Source organism: Achromobacter spanius, from assembly GCF_003994415.1.
Classification (GTDB): domain Bacteria; phylum Pseudomonadota; class Gammaproteobacteria; order Burkholderiales; family Burkholderiaceae_B; genus Achromobacter; species Achromobacter spanius_C.
On record NZ_CP034689.1, the window covers coordinates 2,050,120 to 2,075,758 of the forward strand.

At 65.6% G+C, this 25,639-nt stretch carries 19 protein-coding genes; 12 read left to right on the top strand and 7 right to left on the bottom strand.

The window, feature by feature from the left end:
- Positions 1–78: 78 nt before the first annotated feature.
- The 4 genes from ELS24_RS09410 to phoU all read left to right on the top strand — a co-directional run bounded on the left by ELS24_RS09410 (position 79) and on the right by phoU (position 5,009).
- Entirely contained in the window at positions 79–1,605 is a 1,527-nt protein-coding gene (locus ELS24_RS09410) for an amidase (RefSeq protein WP_050450416.1), read from the top strand.
- Positions 1,606–1,657: 52 nt separating this feature from the next.
- Complete coding sequence (locus ELS24_RS09415; protein WP_127183938.1) at positions 1,658–3,334, top strand: isovaleryl-CoA dehydrogenase; 1,677 nt, start codon at positions 1,658–1,660, stop codon at positions 3,332–3,334.
- Between the two features lie 39 nt (positions 3,335–3,373).
- Positions 3,374–4,054 (top strand): ribose-5-phosphate isomerase RpiA, encoded by a 681-nt coding sequence (gene rpiA / locus ELS24_RS09420; RefSeq protein ID WP_127183939.1) that lies wholly within the window; start codon positions 3,374–3,376, stop codon positions 4,052–4,054.
- A 232-nt stretch (positions 4,055–4,286) separates the two neighbouring features.
- Positions 4,287–5,009 carry a phosphate signaling complex protein PhoU gene (gene phoU, locus ELS24_RS09425; RefSeq protein ID WP_050450413.1) on the top strand — a complete coding sequence of 241 codons (723 nt, stop codon included), beginning with the start codon at positions 4,287–4,289 and terminating at the stop codon, positions 5,007–5,009.
- A 72-nt stretch (positions 5,010–5,081) separates the two neighbouring features.
- Here the strand turns inward: phoU and ELS24_RS09430 are convergent, their stop codons facing one another.
- The 3 genes from ELS24_RS09430 to argA all read right to left on the bottom strand — a co-directional run bounded on the left by ELS24_RS09430 (position 5,082) and on the right by argA (position 8,979).
- Positions 5,082–7,031 carry a phosphocholine-specific phospholipase C gene (locus tag ELS24_RS09430; protein WP_127183940.1) on the bottom strand — a complete coding sequence of 650 codons (1,950 nt, stop codon included), beginning with the start codon at positions 7,029–7,031 and terminating at the stop codon, positions 5,082–5,084.
- 146 nt (positions 7,032–7,177) lie between these two features.
- Positions 7,178–7,450, bottom strand: coding sequence for an oxidative damage protection protein (locus ELS24_RS09435; protein WP_006218476.1), 273 nt, complete (start codon positions 7,448–7,450; stop codon positions 7,178–7,180).
- Between the two features lie 170 nt (positions 7,451–7,620).
- On the bottom strand, positions 7,621–8,979 hold the full coding sequence (gene argA, locus ELS24_RS09440) for an amino-acid N-acetyltransferase (protein WP_050450411.1): 1,359 nt from the start codon (positions 8,977–8,979) through the stop codon (positions 7,621–7,623).
- Between the two features lie 217 nt (positions 8,980–9,196).
- Here argA and hrpA point away from each other — a divergent pair, with 217 nt between their 5' ends.
- A complete protein-coding gene (gene hrpA / locus ELS24_RS09445; protein WP_127183941.1) occupies positions 9,197–13,228 on the top strand; it encodes an ATP-dependent RNA helicase HrpA in 4,032 nt (1,343 codons plus the stop codon).
- 54 nt (positions 13,229–13,282) lie between these two features.
- Here the strand turns inward: hrpA and lpxO are convergent, their stop codons facing one another.
- The gene (gene lpxO / locus ELS24_RS09450) at positions 13,283–14,182 is read right to left on the bottom strand and encodes a lipid A hydroxylase LpxO (RefSeq protein WP_050450122.1); all 900 of its coding nucleotides are present in this window, start codon (positions 14,180–14,182) and stop codon (positions 13,283–13,285) included.
- Positions 14,183–14,310: 128 nt separating this feature from the next.
- Here lpxO and dnaE point away from each other — a divergent pair, with 128 nt between their 5' ends.
- From dnaE to ELS24_RS09485, 7 genes are read left to right on the top strand one after another with little or no spacing between them, the layout of a single operon-like run.
- Complete coding sequence (dnaE, locus tag ELS24_RS09455; protein ID WP_050450123.1) at positions 14,311–17,802, top strand: DNA polymerase III subunit alpha; 3,492 nt, start codon at positions 14,311–14,313, stop codon at positions 17,800–17,802.
- Complete coding sequence (locus ELS24_RS09460) at positions 17,802–18,902, top strand: glycosyltransferase family 4 protein (protein ID WP_127183942.1); 1,101 nt, start codon at positions 17,802–17,804, stop codon at positions 18,900–18,902. The genes dnaE and ELS24_RS09460 overlap by 1 nt, the downstream gene beginning before the upstream one ends.
- Complete coding sequence (locus ELS24_RS09465; protein WP_050450125.1) at positions 18,899–19,747, top strand: polysaccharide deacetylase family protein; 849 nt, start codon at positions 18,899–18,901, stop codon at positions 19,745–19,747. Before ELS24_RS09460 ends, ELS24_RS09465 begins: the two co-directional genes overlap by 4 nt.
- Positions 19,744–20,496 (top strand): glycosyltransferase family 2 protein, encoded by a 753-nt coding sequence (locus tag ELS24_RS09470; protein WP_050450126.1) that lies wholly within the window; start codon positions 19,744–19,746, stop codon positions 20,494–20,496. Before ELS24_RS09465 ends, ELS24_RS09470 begins: the two co-directional genes overlap by 4 nt.
- Positions 20,493–21,617 carry a glycosyltransferase gene (locus ELS24_RS09475; protein ID WP_127183943.1) on the top strand — a complete coding sequence of 375 codons (1,125 nt, stop codon included), beginning with the start codon at positions 20,493–20,495 and terminating at the stop codon, positions 21,615–21,617. The genes ELS24_RS09470 and ELS24_RS09475 overlap by 4 nt, the downstream gene beginning before the upstream one ends.
- Before the next feature lie 9 nt (positions 21,618–21,626).
- On the top strand, positions 21,627–22,352 hold the full coding sequence (locus tag ELS24_RS09480) for a polysaccharide deacetylase family protein (RefSeq protein ID WP_127183944.1): 726 nt from the start codon (positions 21,627–21,629) through the stop codon (positions 22,350–22,352).
- The gene (locus ELS24_RS09485; RefSeq protein ID WP_050450129.1) at positions 22,327–23,481 is read left to right on the top strand and encodes a glycosyltransferase family 4 protein; all 1,155 of its coding nucleotides are present in this window, start codon (positions 22,327–22,329) and stop codon (positions 23,479–23,481) included. The genes ELS24_RS09480 and ELS24_RS09485 overlap by 26 nt, the downstream gene beginning before the upstream one ends.
- A gap of 71 nt (positions 23,482–23,552) precedes the next feature.
- Here the strand turns inward: ELS24_RS09485 and ELS24_RS09490 are convergent, their stop codons facing one another.
- Genes ELS24_RS09490 through ELS24_RS09500 form a run of 3 tightly spaced genes read right to left on the bottom strand, consistent with a single transcriptional unit; the run spans position 23,553 to position 25,583 of the window.
- Positions 23,553–23,834 carry a YkgJ family cysteine cluster protein gene (locus ELS24_RS09490; RefSeq protein WP_370641177.1) on the bottom strand — a complete coding sequence of 94 codons (282 nt, stop codon included), beginning with the start codon at positions 23,832–23,834 and terminating at the stop codon, positions 23,553–23,555.
- On the bottom strand, positions 23,831–24,595 hold the full coding sequence (locus ELS24_RS09495) for a YdcF family protein (protein WP_050450131.1): 765 nt from the start codon (positions 24,593–24,595) through the stop codon (positions 23,831–23,833). Before ELS24_RS09495 ends, ELS24_RS09490 begins: the two co-directional genes overlap by 4 nt.
- A 16-nt stretch (positions 24,596–24,611) precedes the next feature.
- Positions 24,612–25,583, bottom strand: coding sequence for a glycosyltransferase family 9 protein (locus ELS24_RS09500; RefSeq protein ID WP_127183946.1), 972 nt, complete (start codon positions 25,581–25,583; stop codon positions 24,612–24,614).
- Positions 25,584–25,639 lie beyond the last annotated feature (56 nt).

The following is a 25,639-nucleotide window of genomic DNA, read 5'->3' on the forward strand; positions in this document are numbered from 1 at the left end:
CCGGCTTGTTGCCCGCGCGGACTGTCGATATCCTGGCATGTGCGGCATTTCGCCGTCGAACCCTGGAGCATCGTAAGCATGAGCACCGCTGACCGCCATGATTCCTCACCCCTCGACGCGACGGCGCTGGGCGCCGATATCGCCCAGGGCGTCACCACCGCGCTTGCCGCGATGCAGCAGGCGGTGGACCGGGTGGCGGCGCGCAATCCCGCCATCAACGCGGCTTGCGGCATACAGGCCGACGCCGGGCTGCGGCTGGCTCAGGCGCTGGACGAGGAACTGGCGGCGCTGTCGCCCGAACAACGGCTGGCGCAACTGGACACCCGGCCCTTCCTGGGCGTGCCCACCTTGCTGAAAGACCTGGGTACGGCGGCCTTGGGCCTGCCCAGCGCCATGGGCTCGGTGTTGTACGGGCATGTTGAATGGGATGTGGATGCCGAAATCGTCAAACGCTACCGCCGCGCCGGACTGATTCCCTTCGGCCGCACCACCAGCGCCGAACTCGGCCTGAGCCCCACCACCGAATCGCCCGCCTACGGGCCGCCTACCCAAAACCCCTGGAAGGCCGGCCACAGCGCGGGCGGGTCCAGCGGTGGCGCGGGCGCGGCCCTGGCCAGCGGCATGGTGCGTATCGCGCACGGCAGCGACGGGGGCGGGTCCATCCGCATCCCGTCGTCGTGCTGCGGGGTGCTGGGGCTGAAGCCGTCACGCGGGCTGATGCCGCTGGGGCCGTTGAAGGGCGAAGGGTGGGGCGGCCTGGCCACCGAACACATGATGACGCTGTCGGTGCGCGACTGCGCCGCGTCGCTGGACATCAGCGCGGGGGCGGATGTGGGCGCGCCCTACGCGGCGCCGGCTCAACCCGAGTCGTACCGGGAAGTGGTGGCGCGCGTAGCGGCCGACCCGCATGGCGCGCCGCGACGCCGCATCGCCTTCATCAACACCACCTATGAAGGCGGGGCGATTCACCCCGAAGTGGCCGCCACCGTGGATGAGGCGGCGCGCCTTTTCGCATCGCTCGGCCATGAAATGGTGCCGGCCCTGCCGCCCGTGGGGTCCGAGGAAGTACTGTCGCCCATGCTGCCGCTGATCGCCAGCGCCGCCGCCAATGCCATCGACAGCTTCGTCGCCGCGCGTGGCCGCCGCCTGGCTGCTGACGAGTTGCAGCCCACCACGCTGGGCGCGCGCGAATACGCACGGGCAATATCCGGTGCGCAATATGTGGCCTGCGTGGACACCTGCCACGAAATCACCCGGCGCATCGGCCGCTTCCTGCACCGCGATGGCGCCCACGGCCATGATCTTTTCCTTAGCCCCGTGCTGGCGCAACCGCCCGCGCCGCTGGGGCGTTACGCCATGGACAACGCCGATTACCTGGCCTACCGTCTGGGCAAGAAAGGCGTGATCGGCTATTCGCCCTTTGCCCCCTTGGCCAACCTGACCGGCATGCCGGCCATCTCCATCCCCTTCGGCATGTCGTCCGATGGGCTGCCGATCGGCATCCAGGTCATGGGGCCCTTGGGCAGTGAAGCGCTGCTGCTGGAACTGGCGGCGCAGGTCGAGGCCTTGCGGCCCTGGGCTTTGGTGGCGCCCATGGCCAGATAGCCGGCTTTAAAGAAGCGGGCTTTACCGCGAGCCGGCCTTACCAGGAGCAGCCATGTCGTCGTTTGTCACGCACACCGTGCAAAACCAGGTGCCTCCGCTGGAAGACTATTCGCTGTACGACACCGACCCCGCCTTGCGCGAGGCGGTGCAGCGCGAGGGCGCGCAGGCCTGGGAAGGCGACCTGGCCGCGCACGGCGCCTGGCTGGGCCGCGCGCAAACGCTCGCCGCCGGCGCCGAAGCCAACCGCTGTCCGCCCCGGTTGATGAGCTATGACCCCTCGGGGCACCGCATCGACCACGTGGAATTCCACCCGGCCTGGAATTTGCTGATGACCGGCATCATGGCGCGCGGGCTGCACAGCCGCGCGTGGGCGCAAGCGGTGCCTGGCGCACAAGTGGCGCGCGCCGCCTCCTATTTGATGCAGGGGCAGGTCGAGGCCGGCACGCTGTGCCCCACCACGATGACGTTTGCCGCCGTGCCGCTGTTGCAGCGCGAACCGTCCGGCGCCGTGGACTTCGCCGGACAATGGTTGCCCGCCCTGTATTCGCGCGAATTCGATGGCGCCGACGCGCCCCTGGCCGCCAAGCGCAGCGCGCTGGTAGGCATGGGGCTGACCGAAAAGCAGGGCGGCTCCGACCTGCGCGCCGTCAATACCCGCGCGGTGCCCTTGGGCGCGGCGGGCCGCGGCAACGCCTATCAGTTGGTGGGACATAAATGGTTCTTCTCGGTGCCGCAGGCGGACGCGCATCTGGTGTTGGCGCACACGGACGAGGGCCTTAGCTGCTTGTTCGTGCCGCGCTGGATTCCCGACGGCCCGCGCAACGCCATTCGCGTGCGCCGCTTGAAAGACAAGCTGGGCAACCGCAGCAACGCCAGCGCCGAAGTCGAATTCGAGGACGCCTGGGGCGTGATGGTGGGCGAACCGGGGCGCGGGCTGGCCGTGCTGCTGGAAATGGCGGCCACCACGCGGCTGGACTGCGTGCTGGGCAGCGCCGCGCTGCTGCGTCAGGCGCTGGTGCAGTCCCTGCATCACGCGCAGCATCGCCACGCCTTCGGCAAGCCATTGATCGCGCAGCCGCTGATGCGCAACGTGCTGGCAGACCTGGCGTTGGAAAGCGAAGCGGCGATGGTGCTGGCGCTGCGGCTGGCGCGCGCGGTCGATGCGTGTGCTGCGACCCGTGCAGACGCCCAGGCCCGTGCGCTGGTGCGCGTGGGCACGCCCGCCGCCAAGCTCTGGATCTGCAAGCGCGCCATCCATGCCGTCGCGGAGTGCATGGAGGTCTGGGGCGGTAACGGCTATGTGGAAGAAGGGCCGATGCCGCGCCTCTACCGAGAAACACCGGTCAATTCCATATGGGAAGGGTCGGGCAACGTGATGGCGCTGGACGTGCTGCGCGCCTTGCAACGCGAACCCGACGCCTTGCCCGCGCTGGAACAGGAATTCGCGCAAGCGGCGGGGCAGTATCGGGAATTCGACACGGCGCTGGCGGCTTGGCGCGCCTTGCTGGCCGATCGCCCCCAAGCCGAATTCCAGGCACGTCGCATCGCCTGCGGCCTGGCGCGGCTGTGGCAGGCCGCCTTGCTGATCCAGCATGCGCCTGCCGCTGTGGCGCAAGCCTTTGTGGCCAGCCGCCTGCACGCCGATGGCGGCGTTTTTGGCGAGCTTGCGGCAGGCGCGGAGTCCGGGGCGATCCTGGCGCGTGCCTGGCCGTCTGCCGCCGCATGCTAAATTTCCCGGCTTGACCAACCTTTCCGCATTCTTCCCGCCATGCTCTCCCAGCAAGAACTCAAGCAACAAGCCGCCGACGCCGCCCTGGAATTCGTTGAACAGGTCGCCGGCCCGGACGTCATCATCGGGGTGGGCACGGGCTCCACGGCCGATTTGTTCATCGATGGCCTGGCGCGTTTCAAGGGTCGCATCGGCGGCACCGTCGCCAGTTCGGAGCGCAGCGCGGCCCGCTTGGCCGGCCACGGCCTGAAGGTGCTGGACCTGAACGATGTGTCGACCATGCCGATCTACGTGGACGGCGCCGACGAGATCGACGCGAACCTGTCCATGATCAAGGGCGGCGGCGGCGCGCTGACGCGCGAAAAAATCGTGGCCTCGGTGGCCGAACGCTTTATCTGCATTGCCGATGAATCCAAGCTGGTCCAAACGCTGGGCAAGTTCCCGCTGCCGCTGGAAGTGATTCCCATGGCGCGCGAATCCGTGGCGCGCGCCTTGGCGGCGCTGGGCGGCCAACCGCGTCTGCGCGAGGGCTTCGTGACCGACAACGGCAACATCATCCTGGATGTGTCGGGCCTGGCGATCTCGGACGCGCACGCGTTCGAAGCGCAGGTCAACAACCTGCCCGGCGTCGTCACCTGCGGCCTGTTCGCGCTGGCCGGCGCCGATGTGGCGCTGCTGGCCACGCAAAACGGCATCCGTCGGCTGGACCGCGCGGCATAAGCCCGCGCGATGCGTCGCGCAGCCCGGGGTGGCCAGAGTGTGGCCCGGGCGCCGCCTGAGTGCTGTCCGCATGTTGCTCGTTTGTTGCTCCAACGCCCCGCCTTGCTCGCGGCGGGGCGTCGATTCATAATCCTGTCACACTTGGGTCATAACCTTGCCGGTTGTGCAGGCCCATCTTGTAATTCTCTTCTTTCGGGGCAATGCAATGAGACCAACCACGCAGGGAGCCCGGATGACGGAGCATACAAACAAGCAGTTCGACGCCGACCTGGAAAGCGTCCGTTCGCAATTCTTGCAAATGGGCGGCTTGGTGGAAGCCATGATCCAGGAAGCGATCGACGCGCTGGCCACGGGCGACCTGTCGCTGGTGGAGAAAGTCCGCGAGCGGGAAAAGGAAGTCAACCGCCACGAAGTCGAAATCGACGAGAGCATCAGCCGCATCCTGGCTCGCCACCAGCCCACCGCCATTGATTTGCGCATGCTGATGGCCGTGTCGAAGATGCTGACCGACATGGAGCGTTCCGGCGACGAGGCCGAAAAAATCGCCACCGTGGCTCGCCGCATCCATGAAGCCGAAATGCGCCACATCCCGGTGATCGAACTGCGCCACATGGCCGCCAATGTGCGCACCATGCTGCATCAGTCGCTGGACGCCTTCGCCCGCCTTGACCCCATCCAGGCTGCCGCCGTGGTGCGCAGCGACAAGGAAGTGGACAAGGAATGGAAGGGCGCGCTGCGCCACCTGATCACCTACATGATCGAAGACCCGCGCACCATCTCGCGCGCCATCGACATGATCTTCATCGCGCGCGCGTTGGAACGTATTGGCGATCATGCCAAGAACATGTCCGAACGTGTCATTTACATGGTCAAGGGCGCCGACGTGCGCCACACCGGCGTGAAGAACACCGAGCGCCTGGCGCGCGGCGAGGAAGAGTCGGAAGACGAAGCCTGATCTTGCCGGGTTTGTTGGCCAACAAAAAGCCCCGACACGCTTGCCGCGTCGGGGCTTTTGCTTAGGGCGGCGCTACAGCGGCAGCACCGCGCCTTGGCATAGCCGTGGATCCGGCACGCCGGGTTTGCCAGCGTCGATGCGCCCGGCAAGCCGGCGGCCGAAGGCCGGCAGGCCGGGCGCACTGACGTTCAGGTCGTACCAGCCTTCGCAACCCGTGTACTTGAGCTCCATCGCGCCGCCGGCGGGCACATGCGCCATGGCGCGCCAGTTGTCGCCCATGTGGGATTCCAGCTTCACCGGTTGCGGCGTGTCGCTGTGGTTGATGAGCCGCACGCGCAACCCCGACGTGACGGGCACCAGTTGCGCCTCCAGCGTGCCGCCGTCCAGCGTATCGCCACGGAAGTGACGATGAAAGCCGTCCGGGCCGAGCAGCCACAGGTCATAGGCGCCACCCTGGCTCAGACGCCAGCCATCGTCCAGCCGCGCGCCGGGGCCGATGGTGTAGCGCCGGGGCGCGCGCGCCAGGTCGTGGCGGTCATACACGTGCAGCACGGCGGCGGCGCTGCCCGGGTTGCGCAGCGTCAGCCGGTAGTGTTCGCCGTCGGCCGACATGCGGCCCACGGCCTCCAGCGCGTAGGGCAGCGCGCAGGCGTGGCGGTTGCTGTCGGGATGATGCGGGCCGCGATCGCCGCTGAAATCGAAAGCAGACGTCAGGTCGCCCGCCACCGCGCGCCGCCATGCGCTGATGTTCGGTTCGGCCACGCCGAAGCGGGCCTCGAGGAAACGGATCACCGAGGTGTGGTCGAACACCTGCGAATTGACCCAGCCCCCCCGACTCCAGGGCGATACCACCAACATCGGCACGCGCGGCCCCAGCCCGAAGGCGCGGCCGTGCAAATGGGCGGGGTCTTCATGCGCGGCGCTGGGGCCGAGCCGGGCGTCGTGGTATTCGCCATCCAGCTCAACGGTCGACAGCCCGCCCGAATGGCCATCGGCGTGGCGCGCGGGCGGGGCGGGCGGAGGCGCGTGGTCAAAGAAGCAGTCGTTCTCGTCATAGGTCACAAGAAAGACGCAGCGGCTCCAGGATTCGGGGTTGCTGGTCAGAATATCCAGCACGCGCTCGGTGTAGGCGCCGCCTTGGCGCGGTGACGAGACTTCGGGGTGTTCCGAGTCGGCAGTGGGGGCAATGATCCATGACACCGCCGGTAGCTGGCCCGTGGCAACGTCGCGTGCCAGATCGTCCAGCGTATGGGTGGATAGCCCACGGTCGCGCAAGGGGGCGGATTCGGCGGTGCTGGCGTGCGCCGCCCGGTACTGACGAAAGCCGGCCAGCGGGTTGTCGTGAAAGTTGTCGGCCATGTCCTGGTAGATGCGCCAGTCCACGCCGGCGTGCTGCAGGCGTTCGGGATAGGTGGTCCAGGCGTAGCCCTCGTTGGCCGGGCCGAGCCTGTCGTAGTGATTCACCAGCGCCGGCCCGCCCGCCACGCCGGTGGGGTCGTTGGTGCCGGACCACAGGAACAGGCGGTTTGGATTGGTGCCGGCGTGCAAGGCACAGTGATAGGCGTCGCACACGGTGAACGCGTTGGCCAGGGCGGCCTGGAAGGGCACGTCGGCACAGGTGTAGGCGCCCAGCCCCAGGCGACCCTTGGCGGGCAGCCACCGGTCCATGCGCCCGTCGTTCCAGGCGAGTTGCGCATCCACCCAGGTGTGCGGGGTGATGATGCCAGCCGGTGTGTCGCTGGCCAGTTCGGCTTGCAGCGCATAGGGACGGCATTGTTCGGCGCCGTCCGTTTGCGTCAGTACGTTGCCGGCCAGGGTGGGCACAAGATGCGGATCGGCAAAACCGCGCACGCCGGGCATCGTGCCGAAGTAGTGGTCGAATGACCGGTTTTCCTGCATCAGGATGACAACGTGCCGCACGTCGTGGATCGTGCCCGTCTGGCGGTCAGGCGGGATCGCCATGGCGCGCTGGATGGACGGCGGCGGATCGGCGGGGAGAGACAAGCGCGATTCTTCTTTCATGACAGCATTAATACGGCCTGCAAACTTCGATCTTAAGGGCAGTGCACGGCGCGCCGCCCCTGGCGCGCCGACGCCGCAAATACGAAGCCCCTCGCGCGAGGAGGGGCTTCGTGGTGGGGCGCCGCCTGAATGACGGCGTGGCCGGGTCAGGCCGAAGGCGGAACGTAGCCGTGTGCTTCGACGGTGCCGTCTTCGAACAGGAAACGTTCCATCTGTTCCTTCAGATACTTGCGCGCCCGGGCATCGGCCAGGTTCAAGCGGTTTTCATTGACCAGACGCGTCTGGATGGCTTTCCATTCTTCCCAGGCTTCCTTGGAAATGCTCTGCCAGATCTTGGTGCCAAGCTCGCCGGGGTAAGGGGGGAAGTCCAGCCCTTCGGCTTCACGCTTCAATTTCACACAGTTGACGATACGGGACATGGTTCGCTGCCGAAAATAGGAATAACGCCGTATTTTAGCGGGCTTGGCGCAGGGCAGGCGCCAAGCCCCTTCAGGTGCTGCGGTCAGCCGATGCTGCGGTCAGCCGTCGCTGCGGTCAGCCGGTGCTGCGGTCAGCCGATGCTGCGGCCAGGCCCCGACGTTGGCCCGCCTTACAGCTTCTTGATGAACACCAGGCTGTTGCGCGACCGGTTGTAGTTGTTCTGCTTTTCGCGCGGCAGGTCGGTAACGCCGCCTTGTACGAAGCCGCGCTTGATGAACCAGTGCGACGTGCGCGTGGTCAGCACGAACAGTCGCTTGGCGCCGGTGGCGCGGGCACGTGATTCCATGTGGCGCAGCAGGATTTCGCCTTCGCCGGAACCCTGCCATTCGGGGTGGACGATCAGGCAGGCCATTTCGGCCATCTGTTCGTCGGCGAAGGTGTGCAGCGCGGCGCAGCCGTAGATCACGCCGTCGTGCTCCAGCACCGTGAAGTTTTCAACATCGCGTTCGATCACGCTGCGCGGGCGCGGCACCAGCGTGCCGTCAGCCTCGAGCGGTTCAATCAGGCTCAGGATGGCGCCCACGTCATCGATCGTGGCGGCGCGCAGGTCGTCCAGCGTGTCTTCCACCACCATGGTGCCCACGCCATCGTGGGTGAAAATTTCCAGCAGCACGCTGCCATCCAGCGCGAACGGCAGCAGGTGGGCGCGGGCCACGCCGCGCTTGACCGCCAGCGAGGCGTATTGCAGGAAGGCGTGGGTTTCCTCATCCAGTTCACCGCCCGCCAGCAGCGCGTCGGCATCGATGCGGGCCAGTTCGGTGTCCAGCGTGCCGTCGTCGTTCAGCACGCCTTGCGAGCTGGACAGGAAAATCAGCTTTTCGGCGCGCAGCGCAACGGCCACGCTGGTGGCCAGGTCTTCCATGGCCAGATTGAAGGCGTCGCCGGTGGGCGAGAAGCCCAGCGGCGACAGCAGCACCACCGACGACCCTTTCTCGATGGCGAATTTCAGCGCCTCGACGTCGATCTTGCGCACCTGGCCGGTGTGCTTGTAGTCCACGCCTTCCAGCACGCCCGTGGGGCGGGCCGTGACGAAGTTGCCGGAAATGACGCGGATGTGCGCGTGCGACATCGGCGTATTGGGCAAGCCCTGGCTAAACGCCGCTTCGATGTCCAGGCGGATTTCGCCCGCGGCTTCCTTGGCGCATTCCAGCGCGGCGGCGTCGGTGGGCGCCAGGCCGCGGTCGAACTGCTGGGTGTAGCCCTTCAAGCGCAGTTGCTCATTGACCTGCGGACGCGAGCCGTGCACCAGCACCAGCCGGATGCCCAACGACGACAGCAGCGACAAGTCCTGCACCAGGGTGTTCAGCGCGCCGGCCTGCACCAGTTCGCCGCCGAACGCCACCACGAAGGTCTTGCCTCGGAACGCATGCACATAGGGCGCTACGTCGCGAAACCATCGGACGAACTGCGCGGCTGCGAATTCCGGGGCTTCAAGGGCGGAGACGGTGTCTGGTTCCAGGTCGGGCATGATGGGCGGAAGGATTCCTGAGAGTCGGTAAAAACGCGGCATCTTGCCGCGTCATAGCGCCGTCGCATGACGGCGTGGCGAAATTATATGGCCGACGGGCCGGTGTGCAGGCGGGAAATCAGCGCCAATTTCGTGCCTGATTTCAAGGGGTATGCGGGGACCTTCAGGCAGGGAAGCCATAGAAATTTATAATGCCCGGCTAACCGGACTATCGTACATGCCTGAATCATCCCGCCCGCGGGCGCCCAAAGCGGCTTCCCCGGGGGCCAACGACGCGTCGGCCGCCTCGGCCGAGGCCACCCGCGCGCCCCACCGGCCCGCGCGGCCGGCGTCCGCTGAACGCCCTGGCCGCCCGGAGCGGGGCGATGCTGATCGCCCCGAGCGCCCTGCGCGCCCGCCGCGTGCCGACCGCCCCGAGCGCCCGATCCCCGTCGTGGCTTATCCCGAAGACCTGCCCGTCAGTGCGCGGCGGCAGGAGATCGCGCGCGCCATCGCCGGCCATCAGGTGGTGATCGTCAGCGGCGAAACGGGCTCGGGCAAGACCACGCAGTTGCCCAAGATCTGCCTGGAACTGGGCCGTGGCCGCCAGAAGATGATCGGCCACACCCAGCCGCGCCGCCTGGCCGCCACGTCGGTGGCCAAGCGCATCGCCGAAGAACTGAACACGCCGATGGGCGAAGTGGTGGGTTATCAGGTGCGCTTTAACGACCGCACCGGCCCCAACGCGTCCATCAAGCTGATGACCGACGGCATTCTGCTGGCCGAGTCGCAGCGCGACCCGCTCCTGCGCCGCTACGACACCATCATCATCGACGAGGCGCACGAGCGCAGCCTGAATATTGATTTCCTGCTGGGCTACCTGAAGCAACTGCTGCCGCGCCGCCCGGACCTGAAACTGATCATCACGTCGGCCACCATCGACGCGGACCGCTTCGCCAAGCACTTCGCGGCATCGGAAGACAAGCCCGCGCCCGTCATCGAGGTGTCTGGCCGCCTGTATCCCGTGGAAGTGCGCTACCGCCCCGTGCGCGAAGAACTGGCCGAGGACGCCGCCGCGCCCGCCGCCAAGCCGGGACGCGACCGCGAACGCATGTCGGGCGACGAAGAGCGCGACCTGATCGACGCCATCGTCGACGCCGTGGACGAATGCGCCCGCCATGGCCCGGGCGACGTGCTGGTGTTCCTGCCCGGTGAACGCGAAATCCGCGAGTCCGCCGAAGCGCTGCGCAAACGCCATCCAGCTGGCACCGAAGTGCTGCCGCTGTACGCGCGCTTGTCGCAGGCCGAGCAGGAACAGATCTTCCACCCGCGCACCAATGCGCGGCGCATCGTGCTGGCCACGAACGTGGCCGAAACGTCGTTGACGGTGCCCGGCATCCGCTTCGTGGTCGATAGCGGGTTGGCGCGCATCAAGCGCTATTCATGGCGCAACAAGGTCGAGCAACTGCGCATCGAGCCGATCAGCCGTGCGTCGGCCAATCAGCGCGCGGGCCGTTGCGGCCGCGTGGGCCCGGGCGTGTGCATCCGGCTCTACGACGAACTGGATTTCAATAACCGCGCGGCGTTCACCGACCCCGAAGTGCTGCGTTCGTCGCTGGCGTCCGTCATCCTGCGGATGAAGTCGCTGAAGCTGGACGACATCGAGCAGTTCCCCTTCGTCGAGGCCCCGCCGGGCCGCGCGGTGGCCGACGGTTATCACTTGCTGCAAGAGCTGGGCGCGATTGAACTCGCGTCCGCCTCCGAGGACGAGGCCGAAGCTTCGCGCACCGGCGCATCGTTCGTGCTGACCGAAACGGGTCACGAACTGGCCAAGCTGCCGGTGGACCCGCGCATCGGCCGCATGATCCTGGCCGCGCGCGAACATCAATGCCTGGCCGAGATGCTGATCATTGCGTCGGCCCTGTCGGTGCAGGACGCGCGCGACCGCCCCATGCAAGAGCGCGAAGCCGCCGAAGCCGCGCACGCCAAGTTTGCCGACGATAAATCGGAATTCATTTCCTTCCTGAAACTGTGGCGCTGGTATGGCGAACAGGTGCAGCACAAGGCGTCGCAACGCAAGCTGGTGAACCTGTTGCGGCAGAATTTCCTGTCGCCCATCCGGCTGCGCGAATGGCACGACGTGCACACGCAACTGGCGGCACTGGTGGGCGAGCAGGGCTGGCGCGTCAACCAGGCGGAAGCCACCTACGAGCAACTGCACCTGGCGCTGCTGTCGGGCTTGTTGGGCAATATCGGTTTCAAAAGCGATGAAGGCGGCCACTACCAGGGCGCGCGCGAAATCCGTTTCCATATCCATCCGGGCTCGCGCCTGGTCAAGAAAGCCGGGCGCTGGATCATGGCGGCCGAACTGGTCGACACCACGCGCCTGTATGCCCGCTGCGTGGCGCGCATTGATCCCGTGTGGCTGGAAAAGGTGGGCGCGCACCTGATCCGCAAGAACTGGTCGGACCCGCGTTGGGAAAAGAAGGCCGGGCAGGTCGTGGCCAACGAGCGCGCCACGCTATATGGGCTGACCATCTACACGGGTCGACGCATCCATTACGGCCGCGTCAACCCGACGCAGGCGCGCGAACTCTTCATCCGCCAGGCGCTGGTGCCGGGCGAGATCGACACGCGCCTGCCGTTTGTGGCGCACAACCGCAAGCTGATCGCCGGCATTGAAAAGCTGGAACACCAGACGCGCCGCCCCGACATCCTGGTGGACGACGAGCTGATCTTCGCCTTCTACGACCGCCAGCTTCCGGCCGATATCTCGCAGACGACCTCGCTGGAAAAGTGGGTGTCCGGTCTGGACAAGGCCGCGGCCGCCAAGCTGATGCTGACGCGCGACGAGCTGATGCGGCACGAAGCCGCTGGCGTCACCACTGATGTCTTCCCCAAAAAGGTGGAATGGCAGGGCGTGACGATGGCGCTGGACTACCACTTCGAGCCCGGTTCCCCGCGCGACGGCGTGACCCTGTCGGTGCCGCTGTTTGCGCTGAACCAGATCGACCCGGACCGCTGCGAGTGGCTGGTGCCCGGCATGCTGAAGGAAAAGGTCCACCTGCTGCTGAAGTCGCTGCCGCAAAAGCTGCGCCGCCATTGCGTGCCGCTGCCTGACTACGCGGCCGGTTTCTATGAGCGCTGGTTTGAACGGCAGGCCGATCCGCAACAAGGCCTGGTTGACGCGATCATCGCCGATATGTGGGACCAGGTGCAGGTGCGCCCCGCCGTGGGCGACTTCAAGCTTGAAACCCTGCCCGCGCACTTGTTCATGAACTTTCGCGTGGTGGACGAGCACGGTCGCATGTTGGCGGCCGGGCGCAACCTGGCGCAGTTGCGGGCCGAATTCGGCAAGCAGGCGCAGGCCACCTTCCAGCAACTGGCCGCCAGCGATACGCAGGTGGCTCAGGCGCTGGCGCACGAAAACCTGACGACGTGGTCGTTCGGCCCCTTGCCCGAGATCATGGAGATCAAGCGGCGCGGCCAGTCGGTCATCGGCTATCCGGCCTTGGTGGACCGTGGCGCGCATTGCGACCTGGACGTGTTCGACGACCCGGACGAAGCGCGCAAGCATCATCGGGCCGGCCTGTTGAAGCTGTTTCGCCTGGGGTTGCGCGAGCAGGTCAAGTTCCTGGAAAAGAACCTGACGGACCTGACCAAGATCAGCATGCTGTACATGACGCTGGGCACGCAGGAAGAACTGCGCGACCAGATCATCGACTGCGCGCTGGGGCAGGCGTGTCTGGCCGAACCATGGCCGGTGAACGAGCAGCAGTTCGATGCCCGCCGCGCGGAAGGCAAGGGGCGGCTGGGGCTGTTGGCGCAGGAAGTGGCGCGGCTGGCCGGCGCGGTGCTGACCGAGTACGCGGCGGTGCAACGCAAGCTGCCGCAAGCCAAGCCGCATGCCTCGGCCTATGCCGACCTGCAACAGCAGCTAAGCGCCCTGATGCCCAAGTGGTTCATCCGCGACACGCCTTATGCGCAGTTGTCCCATTACCCGCGCTATCTGAAGGCGGCCATTGCCCGCATCGACAAACTGCGCGCCGACCCGGCGCGCGATGCCAAGCTGGTGGCCGAGATGGCGCCGCTGCTGACGCAGTACCAGCGCGCCAGATCGGCATTGAAGGGCGCACCGGACCCGCGCCTGGATGAATTCCGGTGGCTGCTTGAAGAACTGAGGGTGGCGCTGTTTGCGCAAGAACTGCGCACGCCGATGCCGGTTTCGGTGAAGCGGCTGATGAAAAGCTGGGAATCGATCAAGCGCTGATGCAGGTTTCACGGCTTGGACGGTGCGCGCCGTCCGAGCCGTGATGAGACCGGTCTACAGGGCGAGAAAGCCCACGATTACCAGCGCAATCAGGGCGAACTTGGTCGCCTTGTAGACCGTGCGGTTCCAGGTCTTGAAGGCCTTGCGCTTCTGGTCGATGACCCAGTGCGCGTGCGTCAGCCGGTTGATGGCGCCGGTTTGGTCGCCGCCGTCGTTGGGCGAGCTGGCCGCCGACATCACCACGCGCCCAAACCAGCGGTTGAACGCTTCGGCCCAGCGCCATTTCAGCGGACGTTCAACGTCGCAGAACAGGATGATGCGGTTCTGCTCCGAGTGGTTATAGGCTTCGTGCACGTAGGTTTCGTCGAACACCACGCTTTCGCCATCGCGCCAGCTATAGGATTCGCCATCGACGATGATGTGGCAGCGGTCATCGTTGGGCGTCACCAGACCAAGGTGGTAGCGCAGTGATCCGGCAAACGGGTCCCGGTGCGGATTCAACTGGCCGCCCGGAGGCAGTTCGGCAAACATCGCGGCCTTGACCTTGGGCAGCGTCTTCAGAATGGCGACCGTCTTGGGGCAGAGTTCTTCGGCGGAGGGGTGGCGGGCGTCATACCACTTCAGGTAGAACCGCTTCCAGCCGTACTTGAAGAAAGAATTGAAACCAATGTCGTTGTGAGCGTCGGCGGCTCTGATCCGCTGCATTTCCGCCATTTGCACCGCTTCTTCGCGGATCGTCTCCCAGTTGTCGTCCAGCACCTTGAGTTCGGCGATTTCGCTGGTCGTCAGGTAGGGCGTGGAGGGCACCCGCGAGGCCAACACCATGAAGGCGTTGATGGGGGCCAGCAATACCGAGTGGTCCAGCAGTTGCCGGCCTAGCGGCAGTTTGACTCGGCCTCGGAAGTGCGCAAACAGGATGGCGGCCAGCCATATCCCGGGTATTAACCATTTCATACGTAAACGTGGTCCTGCGACAGATGGGTCAGATCGACCTTGTATTGTTACACAACGGGCGCAATGCCCCGCTTCGGAAATCTTGGATGCAGGGGCTTGGACCGTGATCCCTGGGTACAATTCCCGCTATGTCCGAAGCCGTAACAAACCCGCCCCCCTTTGTGCATCTGCGTGTCCACTCCGAGTTCTCGGTGGTGGACGGTATTGTGCGCATTCCCGACCTGATCAAGCGCGTGGCCAAGCTGGGCCAGCCCGCCGTGGCGCTGACCGACCTGTCCAACCTTTTCGGTCTGATCAAATTCTATAAAGGCGCGCGCAACGCAGGGGTCAAGCCGATTGCTGGCTGTGACGTCTGGTTGAGCAATGATGACGACCCGGCCAAGCCGTTCCGGCTGCTGTTGCTGGTGCGCAACCATCAAGGCTACCTGAACCTGTGCGAACTGCTGTCCAAGGCCTTCCTGACGAACCAGGGCAAGGGCCGCGCTGAAATCCGCCGCGAATGGCTGCAAGGCCAGCAAGGCCTGATTGCGCTGTCGGGCGGTCGCATGGGCGACGTGGGCCAGGCTTTGGACGCTGGCAACGCGGTGTCGGCGCTGGCCTTGGCGCGCCAATGGGCGCATCTGTTTCCGGGCAGCTACTACATTGAATTGCAGCGCGCCGGCATGGATGGCGACGAAGCTTATACGCAGGCCGCCATGCGGCTGGCGGGCGAAGCCGGCTTGCCGGTGGTGGCCACGCACCCCGTGCAGTTTCTGGACGAATACGAATTCCAGGCGCACGAGGCCCGTGTCTGCATCGCCGAAGGCGAAATCCTGGCCAACCCGCGCCGCGTGCGCCGCTTCACGAAAGAGCAGTACCTGCTCAGTTCCGAGGAAATGGCGCGCCGCTTCGCCGACGTGCCCTCGGCGCTGGCCAACACGGTTGAAATCGCCAAGCGCTGCAACCTGAGCCTGGTGCTGGGCAAGCCGCGCCTGCCCAACTTCCCCACGCCCGACGGCGTAACGCTGGACGACTACCTGGTCCAGTTGTCGGAAGAGGGCCTGGAAAAGCGCATGGCGTTCCTGTTCCCGGACGAGGCCGAACGCGAATCCAAGCGCGAGCAGTACTACGAGCGCCTGCGCTGGGAATGCAAGACCATCATCCAGATGGGCTTCCCGGGCTACTTCCTGATCGTTCAGGACTTCATCAACTGGGGCAAGAACAACGGCGTGCCCGTGGGCCCGGGCCGGGGCTCGGGCGCGGGGTCGCTGGTGGCCTACGCGCTGGGCATCACCGACCTGGACCCCATCCGCTATGACTTGCTGTTCGAGCGGTTCCTGAACCCGGAACGGGTCTCCATGCCCGACTTCGATATCGACTTCTGCCAGGACAACCGCGAACGGGTCATCGACTACGTCAAGGAAAAGTACGGCCGCGCCGCCGTGAGCCAGATCGCCACCTTCGGCACGCTGGGCGCCAAGGCCGTGGTGCGCGACGCCGGCCGCGTGCTGGACATGCCTTATATGTTCTGCGACGGCCTGTCCAAGCTGATCCCGTTCAACCCGATGGACCCCTGGACGCTGGAACGCACCCTGAAGGACGAACCCGCCTTCAAGGACCGCTACGAACAGGAAGAGGAAGTGCGCGCGCTGGTCGACCTGGCCAAGCCGCTGGAAGGCCTGACCCGCAACATCGGCATGCACGCGGGCGGCGTGCTGATCGCGCCCGGCAAGCTCACCGACTTCTGCCCGCTGTATTGCCAGCCGGGTCAGGAAAACAGCGCGGTGTCGCAGTTCGACAAAGATGACGTCGAAGCCGCGGGCCTGGTCAAGTTCGACTTCCTGGGCCTGCGCAACCTGACCATCCTGGACTGGGCCGTGCGCTACGTGCGCCAGTTCAACGAGGACAAGCGCGACTTCGACGTCATGGCGCTTGAGCTGGACGACCCGGCCGCCTACAAGATCTTGTGCGACGCCAACACCACCGCCGTGTTCCAGCTGGAATCGCGCGGCATGAAAGAGCTGCTGAAGAAGCTGCGGCCGAACACGTTCGAAGACATCATCGCCATGCTGGCCCTGTATCGTCCGGGGCCGCTGGAATCAGGCATGGTGGACGACTTCGTCAACCGTAAGCACGGCCGCGCCGCGGTGGACTATTTCCACAACGACCTGGAAAGCACGCTGAAAAGCACCTACGGGGTCATCGTCTACCAAGAACAGGTGATGCTGATCTCGCAGATCATCGGGGGCTATTCGCTGGGCGGCGCTGACCTGCTGCGCCGCGCCATGGGCAAGAAAAAGCCCGAGGAAATGGCCAAGCACCGTGAATTGTTCGAACAGGGCGCCAAGGAAAAGGGCCACGACCCGGACCTGGCGGTCAAGCTGTTCGACCTGATGGAAAAGTTCGCGGGCTACGGCTTCAACAAGTCGCACTCGGCCGCCTACGCGCTGATTTCGTACCAGACCGCCTGGCTCAAGGCCTATCACCCCACCGAATTCCTGGCCGCCACCATGTCGTCCGACATGGACGACACGGACAAGGTGCAGATTTTCTGCCGCGACGCCCAGGACAACGGCGTCGAAGTGCTGCCGCCTGATGTCAATTTTTCGGGCTACCGCTTCGAACCCGTCAAGGACAAGTACACCGAAAAAGGCAAGCCGCCGCGCACCATGCGCTATGGCCTGGGCGCCGTCAAGGGCACGGGGCAGGGGGCGGTCGAAGACATTCTGCGTGCCCGCAAGGAAGGCGGCCCGTTCCTGAATCTGTTCGATTTCTGCCGCCGCGTGGGCAAGCAGGCGGTCAACCGCCGCACCATCGAAGCGCTGATCAAGGCCGGCGCGTTCGACACCATCGAACCCAACCGCGCCGCGATGCTGGCGTCGGTGCCCACCGCGATGGAAGCGGCGGAACAGGCGGCTCGCAGCGCCAATCAGGCGTCATTGTTTGGCGACGACAGCGGTGACGTGGTTGCGGGCGAACTGGCCAAGGTGGCGCCGTGGGACCTGCACAAGAAGCTGACCGAAGAAAAGTCCGCACTGGGCTACTACTACAGCGGCCACTTGTTTGACGCCTGGCGCGACGAAGTGCGCCGCATCGTGCCCATGCAACTGGCGCGCGTGGAACCGCAGCGCGATCTTCAGTGGATGTGCGGTGTGCTGGCCAGCGTGCGCGTCATGATGACCCGCCGCGGCAAGATGGTGTTTGCCGTGCTGGATGACGGCACCGCGCAGGTCGAGATCTCGGTGTTCAACGAGCTCTACGAAAAGCACCGCAACCGCTTGCGCGAAGATCAACTGGTCATCGTGCAGGGCAAGGTCAGCAACGACGACTACTCCGGCGGCATGCGTATCGTGGCCGAGCAACTGTACGACCTGCAACTGGCCCGAGAAGCGCGCGCCAAGTCGCTGCGCGTCAAGCTCAATGGCTCGGCCGATGCCGCCCGCTTGCGCCAGATGCTGAACCCGTTCCGGGCCGAACCCGAGAACGGCATCCCGGGTGTGCCGGTGGATATCGTCTACACCAAGAACAATTTCAATTGCACAGTGCGCTTGGGCGAAGAGTGGCGCGTACGCATGGCCGACACGCTGCTTGAGAACCTGAATGCCTGGACCAAACCCGATGGGGTTGAGGTGACCTATTGATGAGAAGCCTGCGCATCGTCCATTCCGAAGCGGCCACCAGTTTTGGCGGCCAAGAGGGGCGGATCTTCAAGGAAATGGCGGCCATGCGTGCGCGCGGCCACCATGTTGAAGCCATCTGCCAATCGCGTGCCATGTTGTTCGAACGCCTGGCGGATGCCGGCTTCACGGTGCACAAGGTCGACATGGACGGGCCGGTGAATTATTTCAAGGGCGTGGCCGCCGTCCGCCGAATTTTGCGGGACGGGCGCTTTGACGTGCTCAACACGCACAGTCGGCGTGACACGGTCATCGCGGGCATGAGCGGCCGGCTGGCCGGCACGCCGCTGATCGTGCGTACCCGGCATTTGTCGAACAAGGTCGGTTCGATGTGGTCCTACACCTGGCTGCCGCACCGCGTCACCGCCGTCAGCGACCACGTGCGCAAGCACCTGATCCAGCGGGGCGTGCCCGCCGACAAAGTGGCCACGGTCTACTCGCCTATCGTCTTGCCGGCGCCGGTCGAGCGGTCGACGCTGCGTGACGAACTTGGCCTGGCCGATGATGATGTCGTCGTGGGCTGTGTGGCCGTCATGCGCGCCACCAAGGGCCACAAGGACCTGATCGACGCGATGGTGCCGCTGATGGCAAGCCGTCCCAAAGTGCATCTGGTGTTTGTGGGCGGCGGCTCGCCGGTTTTCGAGCAAACGCAGGAATACGTGGCCCAGTTGGGCCTGCAGCATCGCATCCACCTGTTGGGCATGCGCCGCGATGTGCCCAATCTGCTGGCCGGGTTTGACGTGTTTGCGCTGGCCACGCAGCAAGAGGCATCCGGCACGGTGTATGTCGAAGCTCAGGCCAGCGGTTTGCCGGTGGTGGGCACCGACGTGGGCGGGGTATCCGAAATGTTCCGCGATGGCGACACGGGCATCCTGGTGCCGCCCAAGGATCCCCAGGCGCTGAGCGATGCGCTGCAACGCCTGATCGACGACCCGGCACTGCGTCGCCGCATGGGTGAGGCCGGCCGCAAGATGGTCTGGGAAGAGGCCGTGTTTTCGCCAGCGCGGCTTGCCGAAACCACCGAAGCCATCTATCTGAAGTGGTTGGCGGAACGCGCCGCATGAACGCGCCCAACGTTCCCGTGCTGATGTACCACCATGTCACCCCCGCGGGCGGCATGATCGCGGCGACTCCCGATGTCTTCGAGGCACAGATTGCGCGGCTGGCGCGCGCGGGCTACCAATCGCTGACGGCCGCCGAGTTCGCCGGCTACCTGGCCGGCCAGCCCGTGCCCGCGCGTTCCGTGTTGATCACCTTCGACGATGGCTACCTGAACAACTGGGTACACGCGCATCCGGTCCTGGCGCGCCATGGCATGCGCGCCGTGCTGTTCATCATTACGGGCTGGATCGGCAATGGCCCGGTGCGGCCGCACGCGGGTCAGGGCGGCGTGCTGCCGGCCACGCCCGACCACAACGCCTGCAAGGAGTTGGTGGCGTCGGGCCGCAGCGACGAAGCCATGCTGCGCTGGAGCGAGATCGAAGCCATGCAGGCCGCGGGCACCTTTGAATTCCACTCGCACACGCACACCCACACCCGCTGGGATAAGGTCTGCGACAACGATGTGGACGCCAAGCGCGCCCGCATCGCACAGGAACTGCACGATTCCCGCCAGGTCCTTGTGCAGCGCCTGGGGTCGGTCAGCGACCATCTTTGCTGGCCGCAGGGCTACTTCGACGCTGACTACGTGGCGGCCGCGCGCCAGGCCGGTTTTGCTCACCTGTACACGACCGACCCCTTTGGCCAGAACACGCCCGGCGCGGACCCCGAACACATTTATCGTTTCGCCGTGCGCAATCAGGGCGGAAGCTGGCTCAACCGGCGCATCTGGTTGTCGCGCGACCCCTTTTGGGGGCCCCGCTACCACGCCTGGAAAGCCTGGAAAAAGCGTCTTAGGAATCGCGCATGAAGTTATCGGTCATCATCATCACCAAGAACGAAGCGGCGAACATTGCCGCCTGCCTGAAGTCCGTGTCCTTCGCCGATGAGTTCATCGTGGTCGATTCCGGCAGTACCGACGGCACCGTGGAATTGGCGCAGGCCTTGGGCGCGCGCGTCGAGGTCACGGCCGACTGGCCCGGTTTCGGCCCGCAAAAAAATCGTGCGTTGGACCTGGCCACGGGCGACTGGGTGTTGTCCATCGACGCCGACGAGCGCGTCACGCCCGAACTGGCGCGCGAAATCCAGGACGTCTTGGCCAACCCGCGCGCCGATGCGTACGAGATCGCCCGCCTGTCGAACTTCTGCGGCAAGGATATTCGCCACAGCGGCTGGTGGCCCGACTACGTGCTGCGCCTGTTCAAGCGCGGCACGGCGCGTTTTACGGACGCCGCCGTGCATGAGCGCGTCGTGCCCGCCCAAGGCCAGCCGCTGAAATTGCAGGGCTATTTCAATCACTATCCCTACGACAACCTGGACGCGCTGATCAACAAGGTCAACCGCTATTCCTCGGACGCGGCGGCCATGATGTATGCCAAGGGACGTCGCACGTCGGTGTTTGGCGCGCTGGGCCATGGGTTCTGGACCTTTGTGCGCATCTATCTGATCCGGCGCGGGTTTCTCGATGGCAGGCATGGGCTGGTGTTGGCCGTGACCGCGGCCGCGGGCAGCTTTTTCCGCTATTCCAAGCTGATGTTCCTGGCCGAGAAGCAGAAGTGAAGATCCTCTATACGAACTTCCACGGTGGCAATGGCGGGGGTCACGTTACCTACATCATCAACCTGGCCCGCGCCTTGTCGCCCAACCACGACATCACCGTTGCCGCGCCTGCCACCAGCCGGCTGTACCGCTATGCGCGCACGATCCCGGGCGTGACGGTGGTAGACATGCGCTACACCACGCGCCCGTCATCCTGGTTCAAGGACCGCGCCCAATTAAACCGCCTGATCAAGACCGGCGGTTTCGACATCATCCACGCCAACGGCTCGGCCGACCACAAGCAGGTGATGCTGGCCACGCTGGGCATGGCGCGGCGCCCGTGCATCGTATTCACCAAGCACAACGATCACCCGCTTTCCAGCTTTGGCCACAAGCTTCGGGTGGCGTTGGCGACCGACCACGGCATCGCGGTCAGCGATTACATCCATGGCCTGATGCAGCGTTCGCCGTACCGCAAGCGCCCCATCACCACCATCCGCCATGGCATCGACACCGTCTTTTTTGCGCCGCCGCCGCCGGAAAGCCTGGACAAGCTGCGCGCGCTGATCTTCGGCGCGGATTGGCAAGGCAAGCTGCTGCTGGGCAGCGCGGGCGGCACCGACTTCGACAAGGGCTGGCTGGATCTGGTTGCGGCGGTGGCGGCTCTGCCGCCCGCCGACAAGACCCGCGTGCTGCTGATGGTGGCGGGCGACCCGCCATCCGAAGCCAAGCTGGCGCGCGTGCGCGAACTGGGCATGATCGATCAGGTTCGCTTTCCGGGGCTGCTCGATGATGTGCGTGCCTCGCTTGCGTCCTGTCACGCGGGCTTCGTGCTGTCGTACCGTGAAGCCCTGTCGTTCGCCTGCCGCGAGATCATGGCGCTGGGCTTGCCGGCCTTGGTCACCAACGCTGGCGGCCTGCCCGAAAATGTGACGGATGGCGTGGACGGCTGGATCGTGCCGGTGCGCGACGTGGCCGCCATGACGGACAAGCTGCGTTTCATGCTGGACCATCCCGACGCGGTTCGCGAGATGGGCGCGCGTGCGCGTGAAACCAGCCTGCGCGACTTCAATCTGGAGCGTTTCGCCGCCGCCACACTGGATGTCTATCAGCGTACGCTGGATGGACGCCGGACTCTATAATCCCGCCTTATGTCTATTCCAATTCTCATGTACCACCAAATCGGCGAACCCAACCCCAAGGGCACGCCGTTTCGTGGGTTGACCGTACATCCCGACAGCTTTGCCCGACAGATGCGCTGGATGCGTCGGCTGGGGTATCGGGGCCTGTCGATGCGCGACGTCATGCCGTATGTGCGCGGCGAACGGCAAGGCAAGGTGTTCGGCCTGACTTTCGACGACGGCTATCGCAACGTGCATCACAATGCGATGCCCGTGCTGAGCGAACTGGGATTCACCGCCACCAATTACTTCGTGGCGCGCCAGTTCGACGGCGGCAACGTCTGGGACTTGCAGAAAGGCATTCCGTTTTCCGCCTTGATGACGGTGGGCGAAATGCGCGAATGGGCGCAGGCTGGCAACGAAGTCGGCTCGCATACGCTGGACCACGTCCATTTGCCGGAGATGCCCCTCGACGAAGCGCGCCGCCAGATCGTGGAATCCAAGAACGAACTGGAACAGGCGCTGGGCGCACCGGTGACTGCTTTTTGTTATCCCTACGGCGATCACGGCCCCGAGCATCGCGCCATGGCGCGCGAAGCTGGCTATGACAACGCCACGCTGACGCAGCGCGGCCTGGCAGCTGCGTCCGACGATCCTTTCGGCCTGCCTCGGGTGACGGTGGCGCGTTCCACCAATATCATCCGATTCCTGCAGAAGTGCCTGACCCGGTATGAAGACACCCGCCGGCGCCGTTGAGCAGCGGCTCCGCATCGCGTTGCTGGTGGACCGTTTCGGTAACCGCTTCGGCGGCGCGGAGGCCTACGGGGTGGAGCTGATGCGGGTGCTGGGCCAGCGGCACGACGTGTCGGTGGTTGCGCGGGACTTCGACAGCGACCTGCCGTTTCGCTTCCTGCCCGTGCGCTTTCCCACCTGGCTGCCGAGCTGGATGCGCGTGCTGTATTTCGCCTGGCGCGCCGATCGGCTGACACGCGGTCGCTTCGACATCGTGCATTCGCACATGAACGGCTGGGCGGGTGAAATCCAGGTCATGCACGTAACGCCGGTGCGCTACAACCGCGTCGCGCGGGTCAACCTGCTACAGCGTATCAATGCGTGGCTGAGTCCGCGCCTGGCAACCTATCTGCTGTTGGAAAAATTGCGAGTGCGGCGTGCGCCCGCCCGACGCGTCGTGGCCGTGTCGGGCTTGATCATGGAGCAGTTGCATCGCAGCTATGGCCCGCAGTTGCAGGTGGATATCATCGCGCCAGGGGTCAAGCTGCCTTCAGCCGAGGTGGCCACAAGGCGCAATGCGATCCGTGCGCGCCTGGGCTGGAACGCCGACACGATCGGCTGCCTGCTGGTGGCTCGCAACCCGTTGCGCAAAGGGTTGCCGGCGTTGCTGGACGCCCTGGCGCAACTGCCCGCCCATTACAAGTTGCTGGTTGTGGGGGCCGATGAACCCACGCGCGACCGGGTCCGTACGGCGGATGGCGTGGCGCACCGCGTCACGCTGGTCGACCCGACGCCTGATGTTGCCCAGTATTTCAGCGCGGCGGATATTTACGCGCATCCCACGCTGAATGACAGCTACGGCATGGCGCCGCTGGAAGCGATGTCGCATGGCCTGCCGGTGGTGGTCAGTTCGCCCGCCTACTGCGGCTTTGCGCAATACCTGTCGGCGGGCAAAGACGCGCTTATCCTGCAAGACCCGCGCGATGGCGCCCAACTGGCGCAGGCGCTCGAGCGACTGGGATCCGAACCGGAGTTGCGGGCCACGCTGATCCGGCGCGGGCTGGAGATCGCCCGCGACCAAAGCTGGGAAACGGTGGCTTCCCGGTATGAAGCGCTATATGAAAAGGTGCTTCAAGCGCGGCAGGGCGGGTAAGTGGGTGAGTGGGTAAGCGGGTGAGTGGGGAAGTGGTTGAGCGGGTAAGGGCGCCACCAGCCGCGTCAGCCTCAATGCGCCGGCGCCGTCGCGCGCTCTAATTCGTCCAGCCACCGGATTGCATGTTCCCGGTTTGGGCCGCACATCTCTGGCTGGGGTTGCAGCCCGCCGCAGAACGCCGGGCGGGAAGGCTGGCCGAAGATGGCGCAGCGCATGTCGGGCAGCAGTTGAATACAGGGCACGCCGGCGGGCTTGCCTTGCGGCATGCCCGGAATAGGCTGGGTGATGGACGGGGCGATGCAGCAGGCGCCGCAACCCGCCCGGCAATCCAGCGCCACGGCGGTCAGGCTCATACCCATCCGCGCAGCCAGTACACGAACAGGCCAGCGTATTCCTTGATGATGGAGCGGCTGGCGTCAAACGTACGCTGGTCAGGCAACCAAAGCGGTAACGATTCGTCTGCCGGCACCACGATCTGCGGCGGAGCCGGCGCGGCGATCGCTTCCACCCCCTGCTTGGAAAAGGCGGCCATGGCGCGCGGCATGTGCAGCGCGGACGTCACCAGCAGCACTTTGCCGATGCCGCGTGCCTTGAGCTTGTCCTCGGTCAAGGCTGCGTTTTCATAGGTGGTGCGGCTGGAGTTTTCCAGTATCAACGCGCTTTCGGGCACCCCCTGCTGACGGATGGCGTGCGCCATGCCACGGGCCTCCGACACATCGCCTTCCAACGCACCGCCCGACAGCACTACCTTGGGCGCGCGTCCAGCCAAATAGAGTTGGGCCGCGGTGTCTATGCGGACCACCGCGGTCTCTTTGTCATAAGGCAGGAACCAGTTGGCGCGCCCGTTGGCGGTATTGCCGCCCAGCACCACGATGGCGTCGGCCGTGGGCGAGTCCGCCGGGGGCAGATGCGGATAGCGGGTTTCCAGCGCACCGCCCAACCACAGAGACGTCACCGGCAGCGACCACGCCAAGGCCCACAGCAGGCCAGCGGCAATGAGGGCGCCGCCCGTCTTGCGTAACCTGAACAGGCCCAGTACCAGGCCGACAACGACCAAAGTCACGCACAAGTTGAAAGGAATGATCAGATTTGCGAGATAGCTGGAAAAGGTCATGTGAAAACAGTCCTGATTACTTCGTCCCGTCCAGCAGGGTCAACGCCTGCTGTTCAACTTCATCGACGGTCGGCCATGCGTGCTCGGATCCTACGCATACCGCGCGAGGCGACCACGGGCCGGTCCGGCCCGGCCGGGTCACGCCAAACAAGGCCAGTTCGCGGGCGGACGCCGCCGCGGCAACGTGGGATACCCCGGAATCGTTGCACACCACCAGTGCCGCCCGCGCCGTCAGTGCGGCAAACGCGCCCAGCGGCAAGGGGGGCAGCAATTGCGCCGTGGGTGCATTGCGCCGCGCCTCGTCGGTTTCGGCCGGAGGGGGGCACATTACCACGGTATGGCCACGGGCCTGCAAGGCGCGAGTCAGTGTATCGAATCCTGGCCAGACCTTGATCTTGCCCTTGTGCAGCCCGGTGGCGGTGGGGGCGATCAGCACAAAACGCTGGGCGCTGAGCCCTGCCGCCCGCAGCGCCTGGTCGGCGGCGTCCTGGTGCGCCGCCGTCAACGGCAGGTCGAGCGTGGGGCCGGGTTGAGCCGGGCCGCTGGGCAGGCCCCAGCGGGTCAGGGCCTGGCGGGTCAGATGGTGCCAGGACTGCACGGCGTGCAAGGTCTCTTCGGGTTTGGCCACGGGCCAGCGCAGCAGGAAGCTGCGGCCGTCGTCCCGATAACCGGCGCAGGGCAGGCCCGCCAGCCGGAAAACCAGCGCGCTGGACAGCGAGTCCGGCAGCAACAAGCCCCGGGCGCGGCGGCCCAGCGCGCCCAGGCCGCGGCGGTGGGCGCTGACGGCGGCCCGGTCGGGGCCGACCTTGCCGCGCATGGGAATGAAATCGTGCTTGGGTACGCCGTCCAGCAGGTCGCGGGCCCAGGGCCTTGCGCAGATCACCAGGGGCAGGCCGCTGGCTTCCAACGCCCGCAGGCTGGGCAGACTCATGCAAACATCGCCCACCCAATTGGGTAACCGGACGTATATACAGCGGATATCGGACATGGGTGGGGGGTGAGGCAAATTAGTCTTATTAGGGGTAGGGCGACTCAGCGCGGCGG